At 32.2% G+C, this 18,453-nt stretch carries 15 protein-coding genes; 14 read left to right on the forward strand and 1 reads right to left on the reverse strand.

The window, feature by feature from the left end:
• Positions 1-937: 937 nt before the first annotated feature.
• The 14 genes from BKP35_RS16470 to BKP35_RS16530 all read left to right on the forward strand — a co-directional run bounded on the left by BKP35_RS16470 (position 938) and on the right by BKP35_RS16530 (position 18,202).
• Positions 938-2,389 (forward strand): replication-relaxation family protein, encoded by a 1,452-nt coding sequence (locus BKP35_RS16470; RefSeq protein WP_071314475.1) that lies wholly within the window; start codon positions 938-940, stop codon positions 2,387-2,389.
• Positions 2,389-5,205 carry a type IV secretory system conjugative DNA transfer family protein gene (locus tag BKP35_RS16475; RefSeq protein ID WP_071314476.1) on the forward strand — a complete coding sequence of 939 codons (2,817 nt, stop codon included), beginning with the start codon at positions 2,389-2,391 and terminating at the stop codon, positions 5,203-5,205. The genes BKP35_RS16470 and BKP35_RS16475 overlap by 1 nt, the downstream gene beginning before the upstream one ends.
• 284 nt (positions 5,206-5,489) lie before the next feature.
• Positions 5,490-6,950: a hypothetical protein gene (locus tag BKP35_RS16480; RefSeq protein ID WP_139192904.1), complete on the forward strand. Its 1,461-nt coding sequence runs from the start codon at positions 5,490-5,492 to the stop codon at positions 6,948-6,950.
• A 916-nt stretch (positions 6,951-7,866) separates the two neighbouring features.
• Positions 7,867-9,336 carry a hypothetical protein gene (locus BKP35_RS16485; protein ID WP_071314478.1) on the forward strand — a complete coding sequence of 490 codons (1,470 nt, stop codon included), beginning with the start codon at positions 7,867-7,869 and terminating at the stop codon, positions 9,334-9,336.
• A gap of 768 nt (positions 9,337-10,104) precedes the next feature.
• Positions 10,105-10,971 (forward strand): hypothetical protein, encoded by an 867-nt coding sequence (locus BKP35_RS16490; protein ID WP_071314479.1) that lies wholly within the window; start codon positions 10,105-10,107, stop codon positions 10,969-10,971.
• Between the two features lie 6 nt (positions 10,972-10,977).
• Positions 10,978-11,886 carry a hypothetical protein gene (locus BKP35_RS16495; RefSeq protein ID WP_071314480.1) on the forward strand — a complete coding sequence of 303 codons (909 nt, stop codon included), beginning with the start codon at positions 10,978-10,980 and terminating at the stop codon, positions 11,884-11,886.
• Between the two features lie 16 nt (positions 11,887-11,902).
• On the forward strand, positions 11,903-12,553 hold the full coding sequence (locus BKP35_RS16500; RefSeq protein WP_071314481.1) for an SAF domain-containing protein: 651 nt from the start codon (positions 11,903-11,905) through the stop codon (positions 12,551-12,553).
• Positions 12,554-12,562: 9 nt separating this feature from the next.
• Positions 12,563-13,699 carry a CpaE/TadZ family protein gene (locus tag BKP35_RS16505; protein WP_071314482.1) on the forward strand — a complete coding sequence of 379 codons (1,137 nt, stop codon included), beginning with the start codon at positions 12,563-12,565 and terminating at the stop codon, positions 13,697-13,699.
• A 3-nt stretch (positions 13,700-13,702) separates the two neighbouring features.
• Positions 13,703-15,160 carry an ATPase, T2SS/T4P/T4SS family gene (locus BKP35_RS16510; RefSeq protein ID WP_071314483.1) on the forward strand — a complete coding sequence of 486 codons (1,458 nt, stop codon included), beginning with the start codon at positions 13,703-13,705 and terminating at the stop codon, positions 15,158-15,160.
• 5 nt (positions 15,161-15,165) lie between these two features.
• Positions 15,166-16,110 (forward strand): hypothetical protein, encoded by a 945-nt coding sequence (locus BKP35_RS16515; RefSeq protein WP_071314484.1) that lies wholly within the window; start codon positions 15,166-15,168, stop codon positions 16,108-16,110.
• Between the two features lie 302 nt (positions 16,111-16,412).
• Entirely contained in the window at positions 16,413-17,033 is a 621-nt protein-coding gene (locus BKP35_RS16520) for a hypothetical protein (protein ID WP_169819247.1), read from the forward strand.
• 43 nt (positions 17,034-17,076) lie between these two features.
• Positions 17,077-17,244, forward strand: coding sequence for a hypothetical protein (locus BKP35_RS19705; protein ID WP_169819248.1), 168 nt, complete (start codon positions 17,077-17,079; stop codon positions 17,242-17,244).
• Between the two features lie 46 nt (positions 17,245-17,290).
• Positions 17,291-17,680, forward strand: a complete 390-nt coding sequence (locus BKP35_RS16525) for a hypothetical protein (protein WP_071314486.1) — start codon at positions 17,291-17,293, stop codon at positions 17,678-17,680.
• A gap of 12 nt (positions 17,681-17,692) precedes the next feature.
• On the forward strand, positions 17,693-18,202 hold the full coding sequence (locus BKP35_RS16530) for a hypothetical protein (protein WP_071314487.1): 510 nt from the start codon (positions 17,693-17,695) through the stop codon (positions 18,200-18,202).
• Here BKP35_RS16530 and BKP35_RS20275 read toward each other — a convergent pair.
• A complete protein-coding gene (locus BKP35_RS20275) occupies positions 18,199-18,411 on the reverse strand; it encodes a helix-turn-helix domain-containing protein (protein ID WP_071314488.1) in 213 nt (70 codons plus the stop codon). The genes BKP35_RS16530 and BKP35_RS20275 overlap by 4 nt on opposite strands.
• Positions 18,412-18,453 lie beyond the last annotated feature (42 nt).

The raw sequence follows: 18,453 nt of genomic DNA on the forward strand, positions 1-18,453 counted from the left end.
AACTTTACTTGTTTTCGATGAGATTTTAATAATTAAGTATTTTAAATTCTTGGATGCCGAGCTATTATCTTTCTTTATTTAAATTTATATTCTTTTAAGATGCTAATTCCGTATGATTTCACATCTAATTCGTTGAATTTCGTTATACTACGTTTTATTTTGAATATCAGCGTGGATTTAAGACACGTTTAATATTTCTTGATCAAACTACTACTTTACTTTGGTAAGCAATAATGAAACGGAGTATATCGAAGGATAACTATTATTTCTCCAGTGATTAATTGATCCTAAATTTTTCTAAAAGTTTATAAGAGTTAAGCAGACAATTTCCCTTTAGCTCCTATGCAATTATCGATGAACCTAATCGTTTTTTCGTATGAATTTCGCTATGAATAAGCATAGTATTATTTTGTATTATCCATATTATATAAATCTATGATATAACCTTATGACATTACCCTATGCTTATAACAATGCACATACTAATGCATTTTTGCATAGACGGATTTAATTGAAATTTTATAGTCATAGGGATTTTCATAAAGATAATGAATTCACTCAAAACCTTGATATTTATTGGTTTTTGCTTATTTACTTTATTTTGTTAACCCCCTATGTTCTTAAATGAATTATGGAGAGCAAAGCCAAGTAATCTATAGTTACCCGCCTTTCAATAATTTACCTCAGATTCTTACCCCTGATTTTAACCCTGTTTTTTAGTTTATTTCTCATTAAAAATATTAGCTATTAATCTTGATAGAATAGTTGTACTTTACTAATCCCATTAGTTCGTTGACAAATGGTGTACCACATTGTACTGTTAAATAAATAAAAATATTTTTAATTTCAATTGTTTCAGAGGCGGAAGACGCAATGAACAACTCCTGATCGCAGGAGTGTTTGTTGTGTCTTTTTTTGTTTTTGGAAGGAGGATATCATGGAAACAAGTGAACAGTTACATCAACAAGAAGAGGTGCTGGATGATGGTGAAAAAGAACCAACAATATTAGATCATGGGGAAGGAAGGACTTCAAAGCGGAATAAATCTTACGAACTAGCAGAGTCTCGTATGTATACTGAACGCAACGCAGAAGTTGATTACAAGATTTTATTAGCTCTTTATGAACATCGTGCATTAACTCCTACTCAGGTTAAAAAAGTATGGTTTCCGAACGCTCATGAAAATTCAATTCGTAATCGAATGAAAGCTTTAGCTGACCGAAAGCTTCTTACGGTTAATTTGAGAACAGGGATCAAATCACGACCTATTCATATTTATAGCTTGGCGTCTTTTGGTCTACGTATATTGACCGAAAACATCTTAGAAGTGATGGAGTATGAGCCAAAGTTAGATGAACGAAAAGAACATTACACTGTTGATGACTTAAAAGTGAGGCATCAACACAACCATCATTACGAATTGCAGGAGTGGGTCATAGATGTATTGGCAAAACGACCAGAACTATTTCATTGTGAATGGAGACGTTTTCCCTTTGTAGAAAATGAAGAAACAATAAAAGTTAAACCAGATTGGCTATTTATCGAAGTTGATGAAGAAATCAAGAGAATGGTTGATGAAGATCGAACAAATAATCCATTGCTTTATCCTTACCTTTATCGAAAAGAACAGTTTAGCAAAATGGAATACAAACCATTACTTTGTGTGGAATGTGATCGTGGTACAATGAACCGTTCTGAGTTAGTTGATAAATGGGAGAGCTACCGAAAGTTACCCGACGAATATAAACCCGAAGCTATTGTAGTTTTTCACAATTCTGCAAAAAATGGTGAAATGAGACACCGTTCAATTCGGAATACCTTGAGTTATGCCTTTGAATTAGAAGCTATTCGTAATGAAATACAATTATTTCAGGGGGATCACAAACTTACACAAGATGTTGTTTCTCTATACTTTGAAAGAGACAAGGATTTACTAGCAAATGAGGAAATGACAAATAAGCAGCAACTAAAACACTTCGTTAAATCTTATAGTAGCAGTATGGAGAATGGGGAAGCATCCGTTCTTGATATAGACAAATCAGTAACACACTTAAAGTTGCCGTTACGTCCTGATGTCCTCATTATGAAACAAATAGATAGCAAGCCTACCTTACAAATCGTATTTTATGCAATGCCAGGATGGGTAAATCCTATGATTAAAATACAATCTCTTAAGCGTTGGATCAAGGAAGGGCATCTATCTGAGTTCTCTGAGATTAAATTCGTTCTCTTATATCCTGATACAACCTTTTACCATGATATAAAAACAACAGATGATGATATTTTCTATGTTTCTTTTAAAGATGTTGAGGAACATGGCGCATGGGGGATGGCTTACTATGAAGAACGTAAGAATAAAAAAGTAAATTGGCGAGAGGTGGTGTTGTAGTGACAACTAATCCATTTATTCGCTTTTTGACTGAAAATAGAAGGCTGCCCACAGTCATAAATATTGGACTTCATGCTGTTAGTATAAATATTTTATACTCATTTTTATTGATGAGTACTTCTGTATTTTTGTTACGTTCCAAATGGGATGCGGTGATTGTTCAGGAAACAATACCTATCGTCGGGTATCTTGCTCCTTACTCGTTTTATACAGTTCCTGATAATTTCTCTTATGTATGGGGAGCAGCTGCAATGATATGGATTTGGGTCACGTGGCTTTTTAGTACACGTATATCCAATACCAATAAAACTGTTCTCCGCCGAATGTTTAGTTTTAGTATTACATGGATAAGTTCTAGTTTAATTATTATCTTTTATAGCTTACGTATAATTAAAGTGATGGGGTATGAAAAGGTAGTCTCTTTACACTATACGATAGAGCCACAATACCAAGAAATTATGAGTATCAGCTCATTACAAATTATTGGGTTTTTACTTATGTTCATCCCTATTGCTGTTATGGTTTCCTTTACTTTATGGTTAATTGGTCAATATCAAGAAGATACAAGAATAAAAGAGTGGTTTAGAACCTATAAATTTGAACGTGGATGGATGGGACGATTTGGTGATGAAACGATTAACCAATTACCTGATATCCAACTAGCACGAAACGCAGAAACAAATGCACCTGTCGTTATGCAAGGCGAAAGTAGGCAGCTAGGGACTTTGTTAATCGGGCCTCCTGGTTCTGGTAAAACTTCAATAAAAATTAAAACAGCTTTTAAAACCGACTTAGGACACATTCAGAGAATGATTAATGCTTATCCTACTTATAAAAAGCGTTATGGTTTTGGAACTGAGGAATTTGTAAAGAAGATGGCTAATCACTTAATAGGTTCGATTATCATAGAGCCTGCTAAAGACCTTTGTGATGATGCCTATGAATTAGTAAAAGACCACAATATTCCTGAAGAATTTATTGTTTACTTAGACCCAAGTAATCCGAAGACACCGGGGTTTAATATGATGGTTGGTCCTACCTCGGAGGTTGTAGAGACAATCACTGCTGTTTTAGAATCAGTTGCCGAAACGAAAGATGAGTTTTTCAAGCAGGCAGCTAGAAGTGTATTAAAACATTATGTATATTTGCTTAAGTTTTCAAAAGGTGACGATTGCACCATTTTAGATTTAGATGATTTATACCAAGATCCTAGAAAAGCAATGGACCTACTAGAAGAGTTAGAGAAAAAGGTTCCAACAGACGATGAAGTCAACAACATGGATCAAGATGGACGTATCTACTGGATCATTGTAAAGAAAATAGTTCGGTGGTTCCGAAATGAAGGACTTTCTATTCAAACCTCTCGTGACGGTATGGTTGAAAAATATCCTAGTGGCCATGAACACGAAGGTAAATTGAAGGTTAATGATTTACAGTTCGAATTTACTCGTCAAACAAGAAACTTACTATCGGATATTACCAAAAACCCTTATCTTGCAAGAATACTTTATGCAGAGAATGAGGTAGATCTAAATAGGATATTTACAAAGGGCGGAATTCTCCTTGTTAACACTGATCTTGGTAATCTTAAAGCTTTATCTTCTATTTTTGGTAAACTAGTTTTACTTTGTGTCCAAAATGCTGTTTTTCGTCGTAAAGGAACTGAGAAAACCCGTCCTATGGTCTCGTTTTATGCTGACGAATTTTATGATTATATGAATGAAGATTTTTTACAACTAACATCACAAGGACGTAAATATAAATTCGCTCCATTAGTTGCATGTCAATCGTTAACGCAATTTGGTGTTAAGTTCGGTAAGGACTTCACCGAGTCGATGTTAGGTACAATCCGAAATACGATTGTATACGGAGGTACAAGTTTGTATGATACGGAAATGCTCTCTAAATATTTGGGTACAGAAGTTGTTGAGGAACTTCAAACTCGTGAAAGTTTCTCACCATCCTACATGGATTCTCCAAGTTTTTCAGTGGCAGAAACGCTTAATCGTGAAGAAAAAGAAATTGCGACTTCTGATGATATTATGTTCCAAGAATTTCGTTACTCGTATATTCGATTGGTGGATGATAAATCTTCTAAGAGAGCCATTCGAGCTGTAGGTGATTTTGTTGATACTTCTGAGGCTGAAAAATGGAAAAAGGCTATTAATAACAAAGCATTAGAGATGTTTTTAGAAGATTGGAAAAAAGAAGAGACTGAAAACGACTTTGTAAAGAATACGGATGAAGATGAACATACTTCTTTACATAAAGATTTAGCAAGTTTGAATGCGGAAGAGGAAAATACTGAGACTATTAATGATGATTCAAATACAATTTCTAATGACCGTTTTAAAACTTATGTTCAACAAGGTGAAGGAACGGCACCTAGTAGAGACAAGTACTTTAAGGAAAGTAGAAATGAAGTAGCTGCAGCTGTAGAAGAATTAAAAGATGTTCCGGTAGAGACTGAGACGATCAAATCTAAGGTTGTACCTGATGAAGTAGTAGAGAAGAAAACACCTCCCCCAGCTGTTGCATCACCTTTTGTTGCTGCAAAAATAGAGGAAAAGAAGTCTATACCAACAACAAGCTTTTCAGCTGCCTTTGGCTCAAAGGAAAAAGAAAAGATTACTTCAAATAAAAATACTGCTACTAAACAAAGTAATTCATTTACTTCTGCTTTTTCTAAAACGAAAACCAGTGACGAAGATTTATCGCCAGTAAAAACAGAAGAGTCTAGTACATTAAAAGATGTTCCTTTAGATGATCAAGCGTTAAACTTTTTAAATAAACTAAGAGAAACAGATGAAGATTAGAATTTTTAATCACCATTCGAAGAAGTAAAACTGAAAAGTTGGTACTTCGTCTTGATTAGGTGGTTGATGTATTGTATGGTAATGATAACCTAATAAGGAAATCAACTTATATCTCGGATGGGAGCACCATCGAGAAGAGGGTAATGCCCTTTTTTCGGTGGTGCTTTTTGTATACATAAAGAGATTAAGTAGCAACAATATACTAGTTTTTAAACATAGACATAGTAACAGACTAGATTTAAAATAAAAGGAGGTTGACTTTATTGAAAGGGGGAGTAAGAACATTGAGTATCAGTGTAGAAAACATTCCTCAGATGGCCATAGATGATTTACTTGTAAGGATTGGTGACAAAACAATAGAAAAGTTATTTAAACACATCCTTACTAAAGAGGGGGATTCAAGAGAAGCTCTTCATACGTATATTCGAAATATCTTACAAGATAACTTTTATAGTGCTGATAACTTAGTAGATCCATTTGAAATAAAAAGCAGTTTTCACAGGAAGCGTCAAACAACTAAAAAAAATTGGTTTAAAAAACTAAAGACTGATGTTGAAAATAATAAACCAAACCCTATTGAAGATGAATTAGAATTTATGGCAAACATCATCGAACGAAACGGGATCGATAAGGACGTTAAAAGTGTTCTTCATTTCGACGAACCTGACATTTATATAGAAAATCAACTTAAGAAATATGAAGTATGGGCGAAAGATAAAAAGTCCCGTTTAACTGATTTTCCTTACTTAGATAAAAAACAAATGTATCAAATTGAAAAAGCTTTTGAAAATGATATTGTAAATATTATTTGTGAGTTTTTAGAAGAAAATCCTAAAAATAATTGGTTAACCGTTCGCCCTAAAGAATGGGTGGATAATCCAGTATTCTCAGATGACGGCAAAAAAATGATAAAGGCAGACGGAAAAGAAGTTATTGAAATAGGACCTGGAAAAAACAATACTCAACTTTACAATGATAGTAAGTTGAGTGATAACCGCTTCTTTCGATTCTTTTTTGATTTAGGTGACGGTGAAGAAGTAAAATTAGATAAAGTATCGCCACCTGACCCGATTGATAACGAAATATTGCAATATATCATGGAAGAGATGGATAACCTATTTTTGTCAGAAAAGAAGATTATTGTTGATCTAAGAGGTCTTTTAATCGAGGTATATGGTCACTCCGGTCAAAAACAATATGACCTAATAGAAAAACGCTTGAAAAAGATTGGTCGTTACAGCTTTGAGGGAACAACTGTTGGTCAAGACAATAAAACTCATGTATCTTTTATTTATAATTTATTTCAATATGTCGAAATAAAAACTGATGAGCTAACGGGAAGGAAATATGTTGAGATACAATTTTCCGATAAGCTCCATGAACGAATTGTGACTAGGAAAACCATTGCGATTTATAGCCCGTTTTTTAAACGATTAGAGAATAGTCTATCGAAAATACTCATTTATGCTTTCCAGAAAGAGCGTATTGATGCTTATGTAAACGAACGAAACTTAAAAAGCAGCTATGATTATAGTTTTTTTACAGATCGAATTCGCTTCAGATCAAAGCGATTAGAAAGCAATCTTGAAAAAATAGAATCATCATTACAAGATTTCAAAAATGCAGGCGTATTAATAGAAGATTACAAAAGAGTAGGGAGCAGCTTTAATATTACTTTAACACCACTCTCAAAATCAGAAGTTGCCGATTTACAAAAAATTGAAATTATTGCTTTAGAAGCCTAATTATTTTGGTGAGGATAACCTCACCTTTTCTTTTTTTTATTCCTTTCGTTTACTGACCTTTTTACAAAATCCACGTACTTTCTTTATGGTTTTTACAAAATGCACGTACCTTCTCTTTATTTTTTACAAAATGCGCGTACCTTCTATTGGCTTTTTACAAAATCCACGTACTTTCTTTAAGTATTCTATGATTTAATCATCCAATTTACTAGTTTGATATTGTCGATTTATGTCACTTCCTGTTATAACTCTTAAAGATTTTTACAAAATTCGCGTACCATCTCTTTGCTTTTTACAAAAAGCACGTACTTTGTATGGAGTTTTTACAAAATCCACGTACCTTCTGCCTAAAATTTTTCTGAAAATTTTTTTAGGTTAAAATAATTACTACGGAGATAAGGCTTTAGTGAGCTTTTTACAAAATCCACGTACCTGTGCAATCCGTTGGTGCTAATAGCTTTTTACAAAATTCACGTACCTTCTTACCTCTTTTAAATACCAAATTTTTCTGATAGACTACGAATATAGTTTAGCGATTATTGGATTATTTTGCCGATAATTGAAGTTAGTAAAAAAGAATTGTTGAAAAGAAAAAAACTTCCACCTGGTAAGTGGAAGTGTACTTTAAAAATTTAGAGTGCTGGTAACACTCTTTGAAAAAACAATTTGGTTGTACTTTCACGGCTGGTAACCGTGGGTCTAGCAATTAAAAATCAATAAGGCAGAACATTTTAAAAAAAATAAAAACAAAACCTTTTTAAAAATTTACTTTTAAAAGGGCTACTTTCTTATTGTTTAAATTGCTATTATCTTATCTTAATTATACTAGCTAGAATGCAATTTTTCAAGTTGCTAGCTTATTATTCTACATCTGATCGATATATTTATTTTGATTTTTACAAAGGAGGGTTGAGTAATGGCTATATTAAAAAATAAACTAGGTTTAGAGGGAAGAGAAACAACTCCAGTTGCTATTAGTACTGAGTTTTGGCAGCAATTAATCACTACTGATCGTTTATTTGATGATAAAAGCCATGACTCTAACTCTTCTTATGATTTAAAGCGTGTTACCAATACCGATCTTGACCTAATGATTATCTTACATAAAATTTGTAATACGAACGGTTCAATTACAGAAACAACGATCCATCAAATTTATCATCAAGTATGCTTATATTTTGAAACACCACCAAGCAAGACTCAGTTTTATATTTCTATTGATAAATTTATTACTAAAGAGCTTATATTTGCAAAAAAGAATAAAATTACAGGCTTATATACATACAAGTTAAATCATTTTATTAATCGAGAAACTGGTAAACTTCACCGTTATGGTCTTGTTTCCGAAGAAGTTTTTACATCTAGATTTACTAATCTTTCTCTAGCTGCAAGAAAAGCCTTCTTAATGACGGCAATTAAACAAGGGAAACAGCCCTTTATTTTTCATGGTATTCATGGAGAAAATGGCTTGTTTAAATTACTAAAGAAAAATCAACCAAACCAAATTCGTGAAGTCTTGGATGAGTTAACCGAAGCTGCGGAGGACAAGCCTGGATTTCTAGCTGTAGCAAAATTAGAAAAACATCGCGGACGTTATCACAAAGTATACTTTGGCTTGCATGATGATTACAAAGTTAAAGCTGCTGACGGTCAAGAGTTTCGTGATCCAATTAAGGCGCCAGTACGTTACCCAAGAAAAGCGAAATTTATAGAACGGTTATTGATGGAATTAGGTATTGCTGAATTAAAAGAACAAATGGCATTACTAGTAAATTGCTTAAAAAATTTAGGCTTTAGGGTCATTCGTCAAGTTTTACGTCAAATCAAAGCCTTTGTTACTAAAAATGGTCAATTCCCTTCTGATCTTGCTTATACAATTATGAAAGAAGCACGTATACAACGCGATTGCGAAATTAGAGACTTAGCTCATGAATTAGGGATTTTTAAATTTATTGCTCCAGGATTAAAAGATGTTGAAATTGAAAATCGACTTTTCGAATTTTCTAATGCAATGTGCCGATATAGCAATGATCAGATAAGAAAAATGTTTAAGTCCATGAAACAAGCGATAGAGGAAAAGTTTTCTGCATACATTATGCCTAGCTTTGAAGATTATTGTTTTGATAATCAGTTATCGAATATTGAAGTTATTCACTGGAATAGGGCTTATGCTTATAGACGTAGAATTGACGTTAACACTTATAGAGAGTTGGAAAATCATGCGATTCTTTTCGAATTAGACAAAGGGGAAGAGCATGTTTACGACTGGCTTAATTGTAGGATTGAACGTGAAAAGCCAATTCAACCAACAGTAGATAGTAGTGAGTTAAAAATTGAAAAATTTATTCTCGCTAACTCTCCAAACTCTCTGAATTTTCAAAATTAAACAACGGTAAGTGTGCTCTCTTAAAAAATCTAACTTAAGAGGGCTATTTGTTGTGTCTTTAAGTATTTGTTAGCCATTCTACCATATTGTCAATCGATAAATTCAACAAATTATTTTAATATAAAGCAGCAATAAGATAAAGTGATTAGTTACTTGCTAGTTTCTGAGCGCTATTATTAAGTACCAAACCATAAAAAACCAATTTTTTTTTTGTGAGTAGTGTTAATTCTGTTAATAACTACCCAAAAAATAGTGTTAATAAATATAAATAAATCCTGTATTAATATTAGTTTGGTTTTATATGTTATTCTTAGTGTCAATCTCGATTTTTTATGCTTTAAGGCACCTTTTCATCCTGTCAATAACGGTTTTATATTTCAAAAATCACCTTAACCATAGTAATACCAAGGGATGCAGTATCTATATAATAGAACTTAGTTTTTTTCTTTAGTAGGATTTTCTCTTTTATTAGTTTTCTTTAATAAAATATATTATATATAGTGTTATATGATTAGATTTTCAGTCAAATCACTTGTTTTCTACAAATTGCGATAATTTCAATGAATTATATATAAAAAAGGTTGAAATTTGTTTTATTATCAGATATTATTTCAGTAGACAAACTGAGAAAACTTAACAATTATATAAACTATTTACTACGTTGTTAGAAATAGTGCGGAAGACGCATATTTCTCTCCTTTAGATTAAGGGGAGCAGTATGTGTCTTTTTTCGTTTTGTTTCAATTACATTTTAGGAGGAAATTTTTTATGAATGCTATGTTACAGGAAATGTTGCAGGAAAGTAGGGACAGAAAGTGGGTCCAGTACGGCGTTGTTGAAACCATTCGTAAAGTAGATGTGAATGGGAAACAAGAAGAATTAGTAGTTATTGGTTATCAAGGCGAACGAGTTTATGCCAGAAAGGAAGACTTTATCGAACGTAATATTTCGAGTTTGAATGGTTTTGTTTCTACAACGGTTCCTTTCATCGTTAAAGATCTTAAAGATGGTGTAGTATCTGTAAGCCGTATCGAAGCTTTAAAGAAAGTTTCGAAGCAATTTGTTGAGAGCGTGAAAATTGGTGATCGTATTAAAGGTACGGTTACTGGAGTTAGTGATAATGGACTTGTGTATGTAGAAGTTCAAGGATATCCTTGCTTAATTCCACCGGAAGAATGGGATTTTAAACGAGTTCAAAATTTACGTGAATTGTTATCGCTAGGGACAATTGTAGAAGCAAATGTCATTTCCATCGACAAGTTAAATGGAAGCGAGGAAAAGATTGATTATCGTATCCGTTTAAGTCGGAAATCAATTCTTCAAGAAGAAATGGATTCAATTTGGGATAACATTGATAGTCATTGTAGAGTAGGAGATTTTATTTCTTTTAAAGTAACTGGTCAAGCAAGTGGTTACAACTCTTACTACTGTGAATTATCAAACGGAATATCTTTAATTGGTAATTTAACCTCCAATCTAAGAAATAAGCATAATGACTACTTGCCACCTGGTACATTATGCAAAGGAACGATTAAATTTATAGATAAGAAGAAGAAACGTGGGAAAATCAATATTCAACAAGTCGAAGCGAATTTTGCTAATTTATTAAATCAACGTAGCTTCGGTATCCTCTAAGGGCTTATGAGTATTTGGAAGACGAAACAAGGAACTGTCCCGCTCCTTGATGATCCTACAGTAGAAATTGAAATGTTTCGATGGAGTAGGCGACCTGATCTTCATTTAGATATTATTCAGCACCGTGTCCAAACAGGTCAAATATCTCAACTAGATCTTGATCTTGCTGTTACATTGTCTAATGCAAGATTTCTAACTGAACGCCAGCTGCGTCTTTTATATAGTCGTGCAATAAAAGGACATAAATTAGGTACAAGGCTTCGAGTATTACAACAAAATGGTTGGTTGGAAGGTTGGAAATTAAAGAGTGAGGACCATGAGACTGAATATGTTTGGTCTGTAGGAATTGCAGCTAAGAATTTCTTAAGCTATAGCTTAGGTATGCCAGATGTACCCAATCCGCTGCACATGGCTTCCTCAATTACGCAGCAACTTTTTTATCCTACTTTAAACGAAATACGTATTCAATTATTAAAAAGGGGACTTATTGAAAAAGAGAAATTTTTGTTTCATCCCTTCTTATCGAATGATTTAGAATCGCCTCATGCTGTTTTCCAGTTAGATACGCCAGCTGGAAAAATGGATTTTATTGTTGAACGGTTAAATCAAGGTCAAAACCCTTTACGATTTTTAAAGAGAAAGCAATCAAGTTACCGAAAATATTTTTCAAATAACGGTTCATTACCAAAGTTCTTTCAAGATTCTGATCAGAGTGTTTTAGTTTGGAGCATTTCAACCGAAGAAGGTATAGATCAGATTGTTTCCTCTTATTCGAATTTTGAACAGGAGTTTATGCAGTTATTTCTAGTTGGTGAATTTATTGATCAATTTCGTCATTCATGGAGAGTAGCTAAACACTTAGAGGGAAACCAAGCGGAAATACAAAAATTTGATATGGATTTTATGAAAGATTAAATGGAGGTAATAAGGTTTGAAAAAAATAATAAATAAAAACTTACTTATATCAATTTTATTTTTATTAATTTTTATAGGAACAGCAATTTTTGTTATTACTGATCCTTTTAATGAGTTAAATTCTATTCAAGTAGTTTTAGCAAAAGAAGATATAGAGATCAATCAAATGATCGAAAATGACGACGTATATGTAGCGGTTTTTCCCAAAAATCTTTTTACCTCTGAAATATTAGTTCAAAAAAATAAGGTTGTTGGTAAAAGAGCAAACGTAAAAATTTCTCAAAATAGTTTCTTTACAAGCGATATGTTAGATATGGCCTTTTTACGTCCTACAGAAGAACACCAATTCTTTATTATTCCTAACAGTTGGATATTACAGTTACAAGGATCATTACGTCGATTTGATAAGGTTAATATTTATGCTGTCATTTCAGAAAAACAAAATGAATTTCCACTTCCGATCATAAGTGATCCGATATTGAAAGAAATTCCTGTTATTTATGTGAAAAGTAATAACAATCGTGAAGTGGAAGACGTAAATGGCGTTTCAGATCGGTTACAGGGAACTACTCGTCCTACACAAGTTGAATTAAGTTTAAAAAGTGAGGAATTTAAGAAACTTGAAGAACTTTACGATCAGGGATATAAATTTATATTTAGTTATTAGGAGGCTTTTATGAAAATAGCTATATTAAGCGAGAATCCGATAATAAAAGAGGCCCTTGAACAAATAGATGAAGTAAAGAAAGTAGAAAATGTACACGAAATTGAAGATATTGGTATGAATTTTAACACCTTAATTTTAGATAAAGGAGAATTGGCTTCTGTTGATCTCATTGAATTAAGAGAACGGTTTCCAAACTTTAAGATAATGTTATTAGTCAAAATAGGTGAGGATACGTTTTTTGAAAAGGCTTGTACAACTCATTCAATTGATGTTGTGAGTAAGGATATTATAGAAAAAGAAATAGTTTATTTCGTGAAAACAAATTGGTTAGGTAAAGACTTAGGTTCGAACTCTGACTATCAAAATGTCTATGCGGTTATGGGTACTCATAATCAGGTGGGATCTTCAGAGTTTTGTTTTGGTGTAGCGAAAGTATTAAGTGAATACAACCGGAGGGTAGTAGTTGTAGGTTTAAACCCGTATAACCCAAGTGAAATAAGAACTGTTAATACTAATCAATCTCTAGATCAAATTTATCCGCTACTTGAAAATAAGGTTTTAAAACAATCTGATGATATAAAAAAGTATTTAACTGGGGTGGAAGGGTTTGACTATTTAATTGGTAATAGAGATTTCTATAATGCTGTGAACTATACTGAAGAACCTATCCACTATATGATTGACATTCTAAAGGATGAGTATGATTTTGTTCTATTAGATATTGGATCATTTTATGATAATTTACTTCCTTTAACTGGACTAAGTATAGCTGACACTCATATTGTTATTTCTTCACAAGAGATTGCTTCCATTCAACAATATAAACGGTGGAATGAGCAAATTCTTAAACGTGTAAATTTTAAGCCTAATAATCGCTTTTTGATTGTAAATAAATACTCGTCCCGAGCTGTAATAACACCAAAGCAATTACAAGTAGAGTTAGAGATACCCTTACTAGGTAATTTACCTTTTGTGTCAGAAGCTAACGATGATGTATATAACGATGGATTTATAGCGAACGGTAATCACAAGGGATATTATACCTCTATCATTAACATAACAAAGGCTTTAATGAATATAGCAGATAAAGATAATTCGAGTAAAAAACCGTTTTTCCTAACAAAAATTTTTAGGAAGGAAGGGTAATTGATGGAAAATACTTTGAGCAAATATAAGTCACCAAAGCAAAGAAATAAGTTAGACGTTGTTGAGCATCTAAATTCATTAAAGGAGCAGAAACATTCCACCTATAATAGTTTTTATGAAACATGTGAATTGACTAAGGAGTATATTCACGAGAAGTATAAAGATTCAGTTGAAAGAGATAAACATCGAAATGATTTTGTTCCTATTTATCATGAAGCGATGATCGGAAAACCTAATGCAGTAAACATAATTAAAAAGGATATACAAGATTACCTTTCAAAAAATGGATATTCTCAAATACAATTTCCGTCATACTATCCTACATTAGTTGATGCAATCTATGAAGTTACTTTTGGTTGGGGGCCACTAGCAGTATTTAAATATAGACCTGAAGCAGAAGGGATTAAAGCCATAGGAGTAGATATTAAGCTAAAAACTACTAGTGGGTATGAACGTTTAGACTTTACATTTAGAAATCTACAAGAAGTTGAAGAAATATGTCATCGTTTAAGCAACATTGATAAATATAATAAATTAAATCGCTTTAATTCTCCTGAATTAGAAACAAGAACTAATGAAGGTTATCGTGTTTCAATTATGATCCCTGATCGTAAGGTGGGAGAGCCATCAATAACTTTTCGTAGACAAATAGTGAAAAAACCATCATTTGAGCAGCAGGCTGAATTAGGGACAATTCCAAAGGAGGCCATTGAGATTTTTGAAATTTTAGCTCTTCTTGAGATGAATTCAACAATAGCTGGTCCTCCGCAAAGTGGCAAGAGTACAATGTTAATGACATTTTTAAAGCAGTTTGCGTACTCGGGGTTAGGAACTCTTTATTGTGAGAAAAACCCTGAATTTATCGTGAGAGATATTTTTCCTCGATCAGATGTTGATCATGTACTGGCTGATGGAGAAGAATTTGAGAAAATTGTTTCAGCATCGTTGTTAAGGCAAGATATTACTAACGTTTTAATAGGTGAAATAAGAGAATATGAAGCTGGATTATATAGAAGGGCTTCATTACAAGGAATTAAAAAAGTAAGTGGTACTTTACATGACTCCGATCCTTTAGATATTCCTGAAATATTAACCTCTTTATATATGCTTTACAACTCAATATCGTTGGATTTTAATAACGTATACCGAATTTTTGCAAGAAATGTACATTTCTCGGTTTCGATGTCAGAAATTTCACCTGGACAACGAAGAGTTACATCTGTACAATTTTATGATTTTGATTCTAAGACCTCAGAACTTAAAATGTATAAAATTATGAACTATGATGAGGAATTAAATAGTTGGGGATTTTGTAGTTTTATTCCTGAAAGATTAAAAAGAATAGCGAAACAGACAACTCCTAAAGAGATGCAAATTCTTCAAAATAAATTATCTCTTTTAGAAAAAAAATATCCGATGGTTAAACAGGAAAAAGTGACAATAGGTCACTGTGTGAGGTAGGTCGCATGGAGTATAAAACTATTCTTTATATTGGATTAATTGTACTTGGAATTTTATCTTTATTCTTTCTACTTTTAGCGCTAGGTTTTGACACCAAGAGAATACAAGGTCGATTTAAGGCCAGTAGTGAGATGAAGGCAAAAAAATATTCTGACTTTCTTTTAAAGAAATCTTTCTTTAAAAAATACCATTTTTTATTACTAACAACTGTGCCTGGTTATAAAGTGCAACATTTTGCAACTATTTTGTATAGTCAATTTGTATTATTTGTGTTCTTGTCAGTCATATTAAGGGTTCTATTAGAAACTTGGAAATTAAGTCTTTTCTCTGCGCTGTTTTTTAGTATTTTGTTGCCTTTAATTTTTATGTCTATTCAATTAATGAAGATTAAAGACAGTGTGTATGAAACGATTGGAGATGCGATAGAGGTTTTACTTCAATCTTACCGTAAGCATAATTACAATATGTTGTACGCTTTAAAGGATCTTACTGATTCGACGCATGGACCTCTTAAATCAATATTTACGTCTTTATTTATACGTATGCATGGAACAGAAAAAGATCAAGATTATGCTTCGGAAGTTTTTGCTTTCCAAATCGGAAAAAACTGGGGAATTATCTTATCAAGGTCTATCTTAAAATCTATTAAAGAAGGAATTAACGTAGAAATTACGTTAGAGCACATATTAGAAGATCTTTCTAACTTTAATAAAATTAATCGAAAGAGTAAAACAAAGGGGAGAGAAGCAACCTTTTTAGGTTTTTTACCCATTCCATTAACGTTTTTATTTATTTTCTTGGGAGATAAGTATTTAATTCCAGGGGGAAATGTCTATTACTACCATTTTGGTACACCTTTAGGATTAAAAGTATTTATTATAACCATGATATTAGGTGCAATTAATTTAGTCATGGCTTATATTCTCAACAAATCTAAACAAGGATTGTAGAAATGGAGGGGAAATAATTGATCTTTAGTAACTCGACATGGATCTATTTAATTGTTTTAGCCATTCCTTTATACATTAGTTACATTTTTTTAATGTCTAGTTTAAAAGATGTACGAACAAAGAAAAGATTTCGATTTAAATCATACTACGTAAGAAATAAAATTGAGGCTAACAATGGTTATTTAAAGTCAAAGAAATATGATGAATTATTTAGATCGATGTCCTTGCCAACATGGATAAATAGTGTTCATTACAATTTAGTAAGATTGATCTTTGGAATTGTAGCTTTGGCTATCTTTTTAATGAATAATATCTTTTCTATTAGTATAGTGCCGAGTATATGGTTTTATGTAATCGCATCTATACCAATAATAATGGAACCAACTAAAAATATGCCTTCTTATCATCTTTTACTTTTATTTAAAAAGATCATAGATAATAAAAAGAATAGTGAAAACTATCAACTTTATCATGAAATAATGAACGAATTTCATACAAAGGGGAAGAATTTGGACAATCTCTATCATTTGATTTATTCGCTTAGACCTTACTTTAAACAAATTCGTCCAACATTAGAAAATATGCTGCCATTACTTAGGGATTATAAATATGAGGAAGCATGGGCTCTATTTTCAAATGAAATAGGTACAAAGGAAGCTAAAAATTTAGCATTATTGATGCAAGAAGTAGAAAATACTTCAGTTGAAAATGCAATAAAAAAACTGGAACTTAGAAAAAGTGAGTTTGCAAATTCACTTTATGAAAGCTTAAAAGATTACTTAGCTATTAAACATGCGGTGATCTATGCAATTGTACTTGTTGGAGGTTTTTTTGTAGTAATTAATCCGTTTGTAGCATTTTGGCTATGGCATCGGCTTACGATGAATGAGATTAATAATTTTCAGATATTGATTGGAGGGTAAACTAACTCCCTTTCAAATAAAAAATTAATGGAGGTAACTATTTATGGGGAAATTGCTTGTATTATTAATGATTATTTTGTTGAGTGTGACGACAGGAAAAAGTACGTTGTTTGATGCGGATGGTATTCATAAGGATGCAGTGAATATGAAAAACAGTACTCAAATGATAATTGAAGAAGCTAATAATACGATGGAAACGTTTAATAATTAAATAAATAGGGGGTGCCTCCCTATTTATTTAACTCTGGAGGTAAAAAATGGGTAAATTATTTGTTCTATACCTTGTTTTTCCACTAATGTTAATTATTTTACATCAACCAACTCTTAATACAGTTGAAGAAACAAGAGGCAATGTTGCTAAAGTTGCAATTGAAAGAGCTACAGAATTTGCATCTGTAGAAGGTTATTACACAGAAGAAATAAAGAAAGAAGTTTATACACTCCTGGGTCTAGTAGGTTACACAGAAGATAATATAGAGTTGTTCTTAACAGAGGATATTACTTTCAGGGGTGATTATATTGAAGGTGGAGTTAAAGTACCAAATTTATATACAAATGTACTAATTACAAATATATTAGATCCTAGTGTTCAAGAACAATTATATCATGTTCATTATTCTTCTAGAATGAGTGAATATGTTAACTAAAGAGGGATAATTATGGGGAAGTTAATGCTAGTGTTTATGATATTTGCATCCTCGATGGTTTATTTTCGATTAGAATTTGATCAATATTTACAAAAAAGAGCATATAATCATTTGTCATATGCCCTAGATCACGCGGTGCATGATGCGGCATTATTCGTAGACGAAGAACTGGCGAGTGAAGGATATATAGTTTTTAGTGATACTGAAAGTAATGAAGCTTTTAAAAGTACATTGTCAAAAAACTTACCTGTTGATGAAGAATTAATACCTTTACATGGCTATTATTTTACAGACCCAATAAGTTTGATAGAACGAGTGAGTATTGATCATTCTTTTATAGATCCTATATCGGGTAATCCAATTGAGTTTCCATATATATACACACACCAACGACCGATCAACGGTAAAACTTTTGAAAAAGTTATTTTTGGACCGAGTCTACTGTATATTGTGGAAACGAAGGTTTATAACTCACAAAACATTCAACAGTTTCCTAAAGTTCAAGAATATAAAGATGGCTAACCTTCAGATTTAAACTCAATTCGAAGCAAATCATTTGGAGAACAATTTAAACCTAATAGTAATCTTTCAAGTACATCTAGATCTATTCTTCTTTGTTTGTTCCGTTTAATACGAGAAATGATATTTGGGTGTATTCCGGTTTTACTAATTACATCTTGAGAACTTAAATTGTTCTTTTTCATATAGTTATCTAGATTCCACAAAAGCATATTTCATCACCTCAAATTCATTTTAATATAATTCTCCTTTTT

The sequence above is a fragment of the Anaerobacillus arseniciselenatis genome, assembly GCF_001865995.1.
Lineage (GTDB): Bacteria > Bacillota > Bacilli > Bacillales > Anaerobacillaceae > Anaerobacillus > Anaerobacillus arseniciselenatis.

What these genes read in the sequence shown, in the direction of transcription:
- BKP35_RS16520 (WP_169819247.1), top strand. Translation starts at nt 16,413, where the DNA reads ATGAATAATATCTTTTCTATTAGTATAGTGCCGAGTATATGGTTTTAT.
- BKP35_RS16485 (WP_071314478.1), top strand. Translation starts at nt 7,867, where the DNA reads ATGGCTATATTAAAAAATAAACTAGGTTTAGAGGGAAGAGAAACAACT.
- BKP35_RS16515 (WP_071314484.1), top strand. Translation starts at nt 15,166, where the DNA reads ATGGAGTATAAAACTATTCTTTATATTGGATTAATTGTACTTGGAATT.
- BKP35_RS16490 (WP_071314479.1), top strand. Translation starts at nt 10,105, where the DNA reads ATGAATGCTATGTTACAGGAAATGTTGCAGGAAAGTAGGGACAGAAAG.
- BKP35_RS16505 (WP_071314482.1), top strand. Translation starts at nt 12,563, where the DNA reads ATGAAAATAGCTATATTAAGCGAGAATCCGATAATAAAAGAGGCCCTT.
- BKP35_RS16525 (WP_071314486.1), top strand. Translation starts at nt 17,291, where the DNA reads ATGGGTAAATTATTTGTTCTATACCTTGTTTTTCCACTAATGTTAATT.
- BKP35_RS16530 (WP_071314487.1), top strand. Translation starts at nt 17,693, where the DNA reads ATGGGGAAGTTAATGCTAGTGTTTATGATATTTGCATCCTCGATGGTT.
- BKP35_RS16495 (WP_071314480.1), top strand. Translation starts at nt 10,978, where the DNA reads ATGAGTATTTGGAAGACGAAACAAGGAACTGTCCCGCTCCTTGATGAT.
- BKP35_RS19705 (WP_169819248.1), top strand. Translation starts at nt 17,077, where the DNA reads ATGGGGAAATTGCTTGTATTATTAATGATTATTTTGTTGAGTGTGACG.
- BKP35_RS20275 (WP_071314488.1), bottom strand. Translation starts at nt 18,411, where the DNA reads ATGCTTTTGTGGAATCTAGATAACTATATGAAAAAGAACAATTTAAGT.
- BKP35_RS16510 (WP_071314483.1), top strand. Translation starts at nt 13,703, where the DNA reads ATGGAAAATACTTTGAGCAAATATAAGTCACCAAAGCAAAGAAATAAG.
- BKP35_RS16470 (WP_071314475.1), top strand. Translation starts at nt 938, where the DNA reads ATGGAAACAAGTGAACAGTTACATCAACAAGAAGAGGTGCTGGATGAT.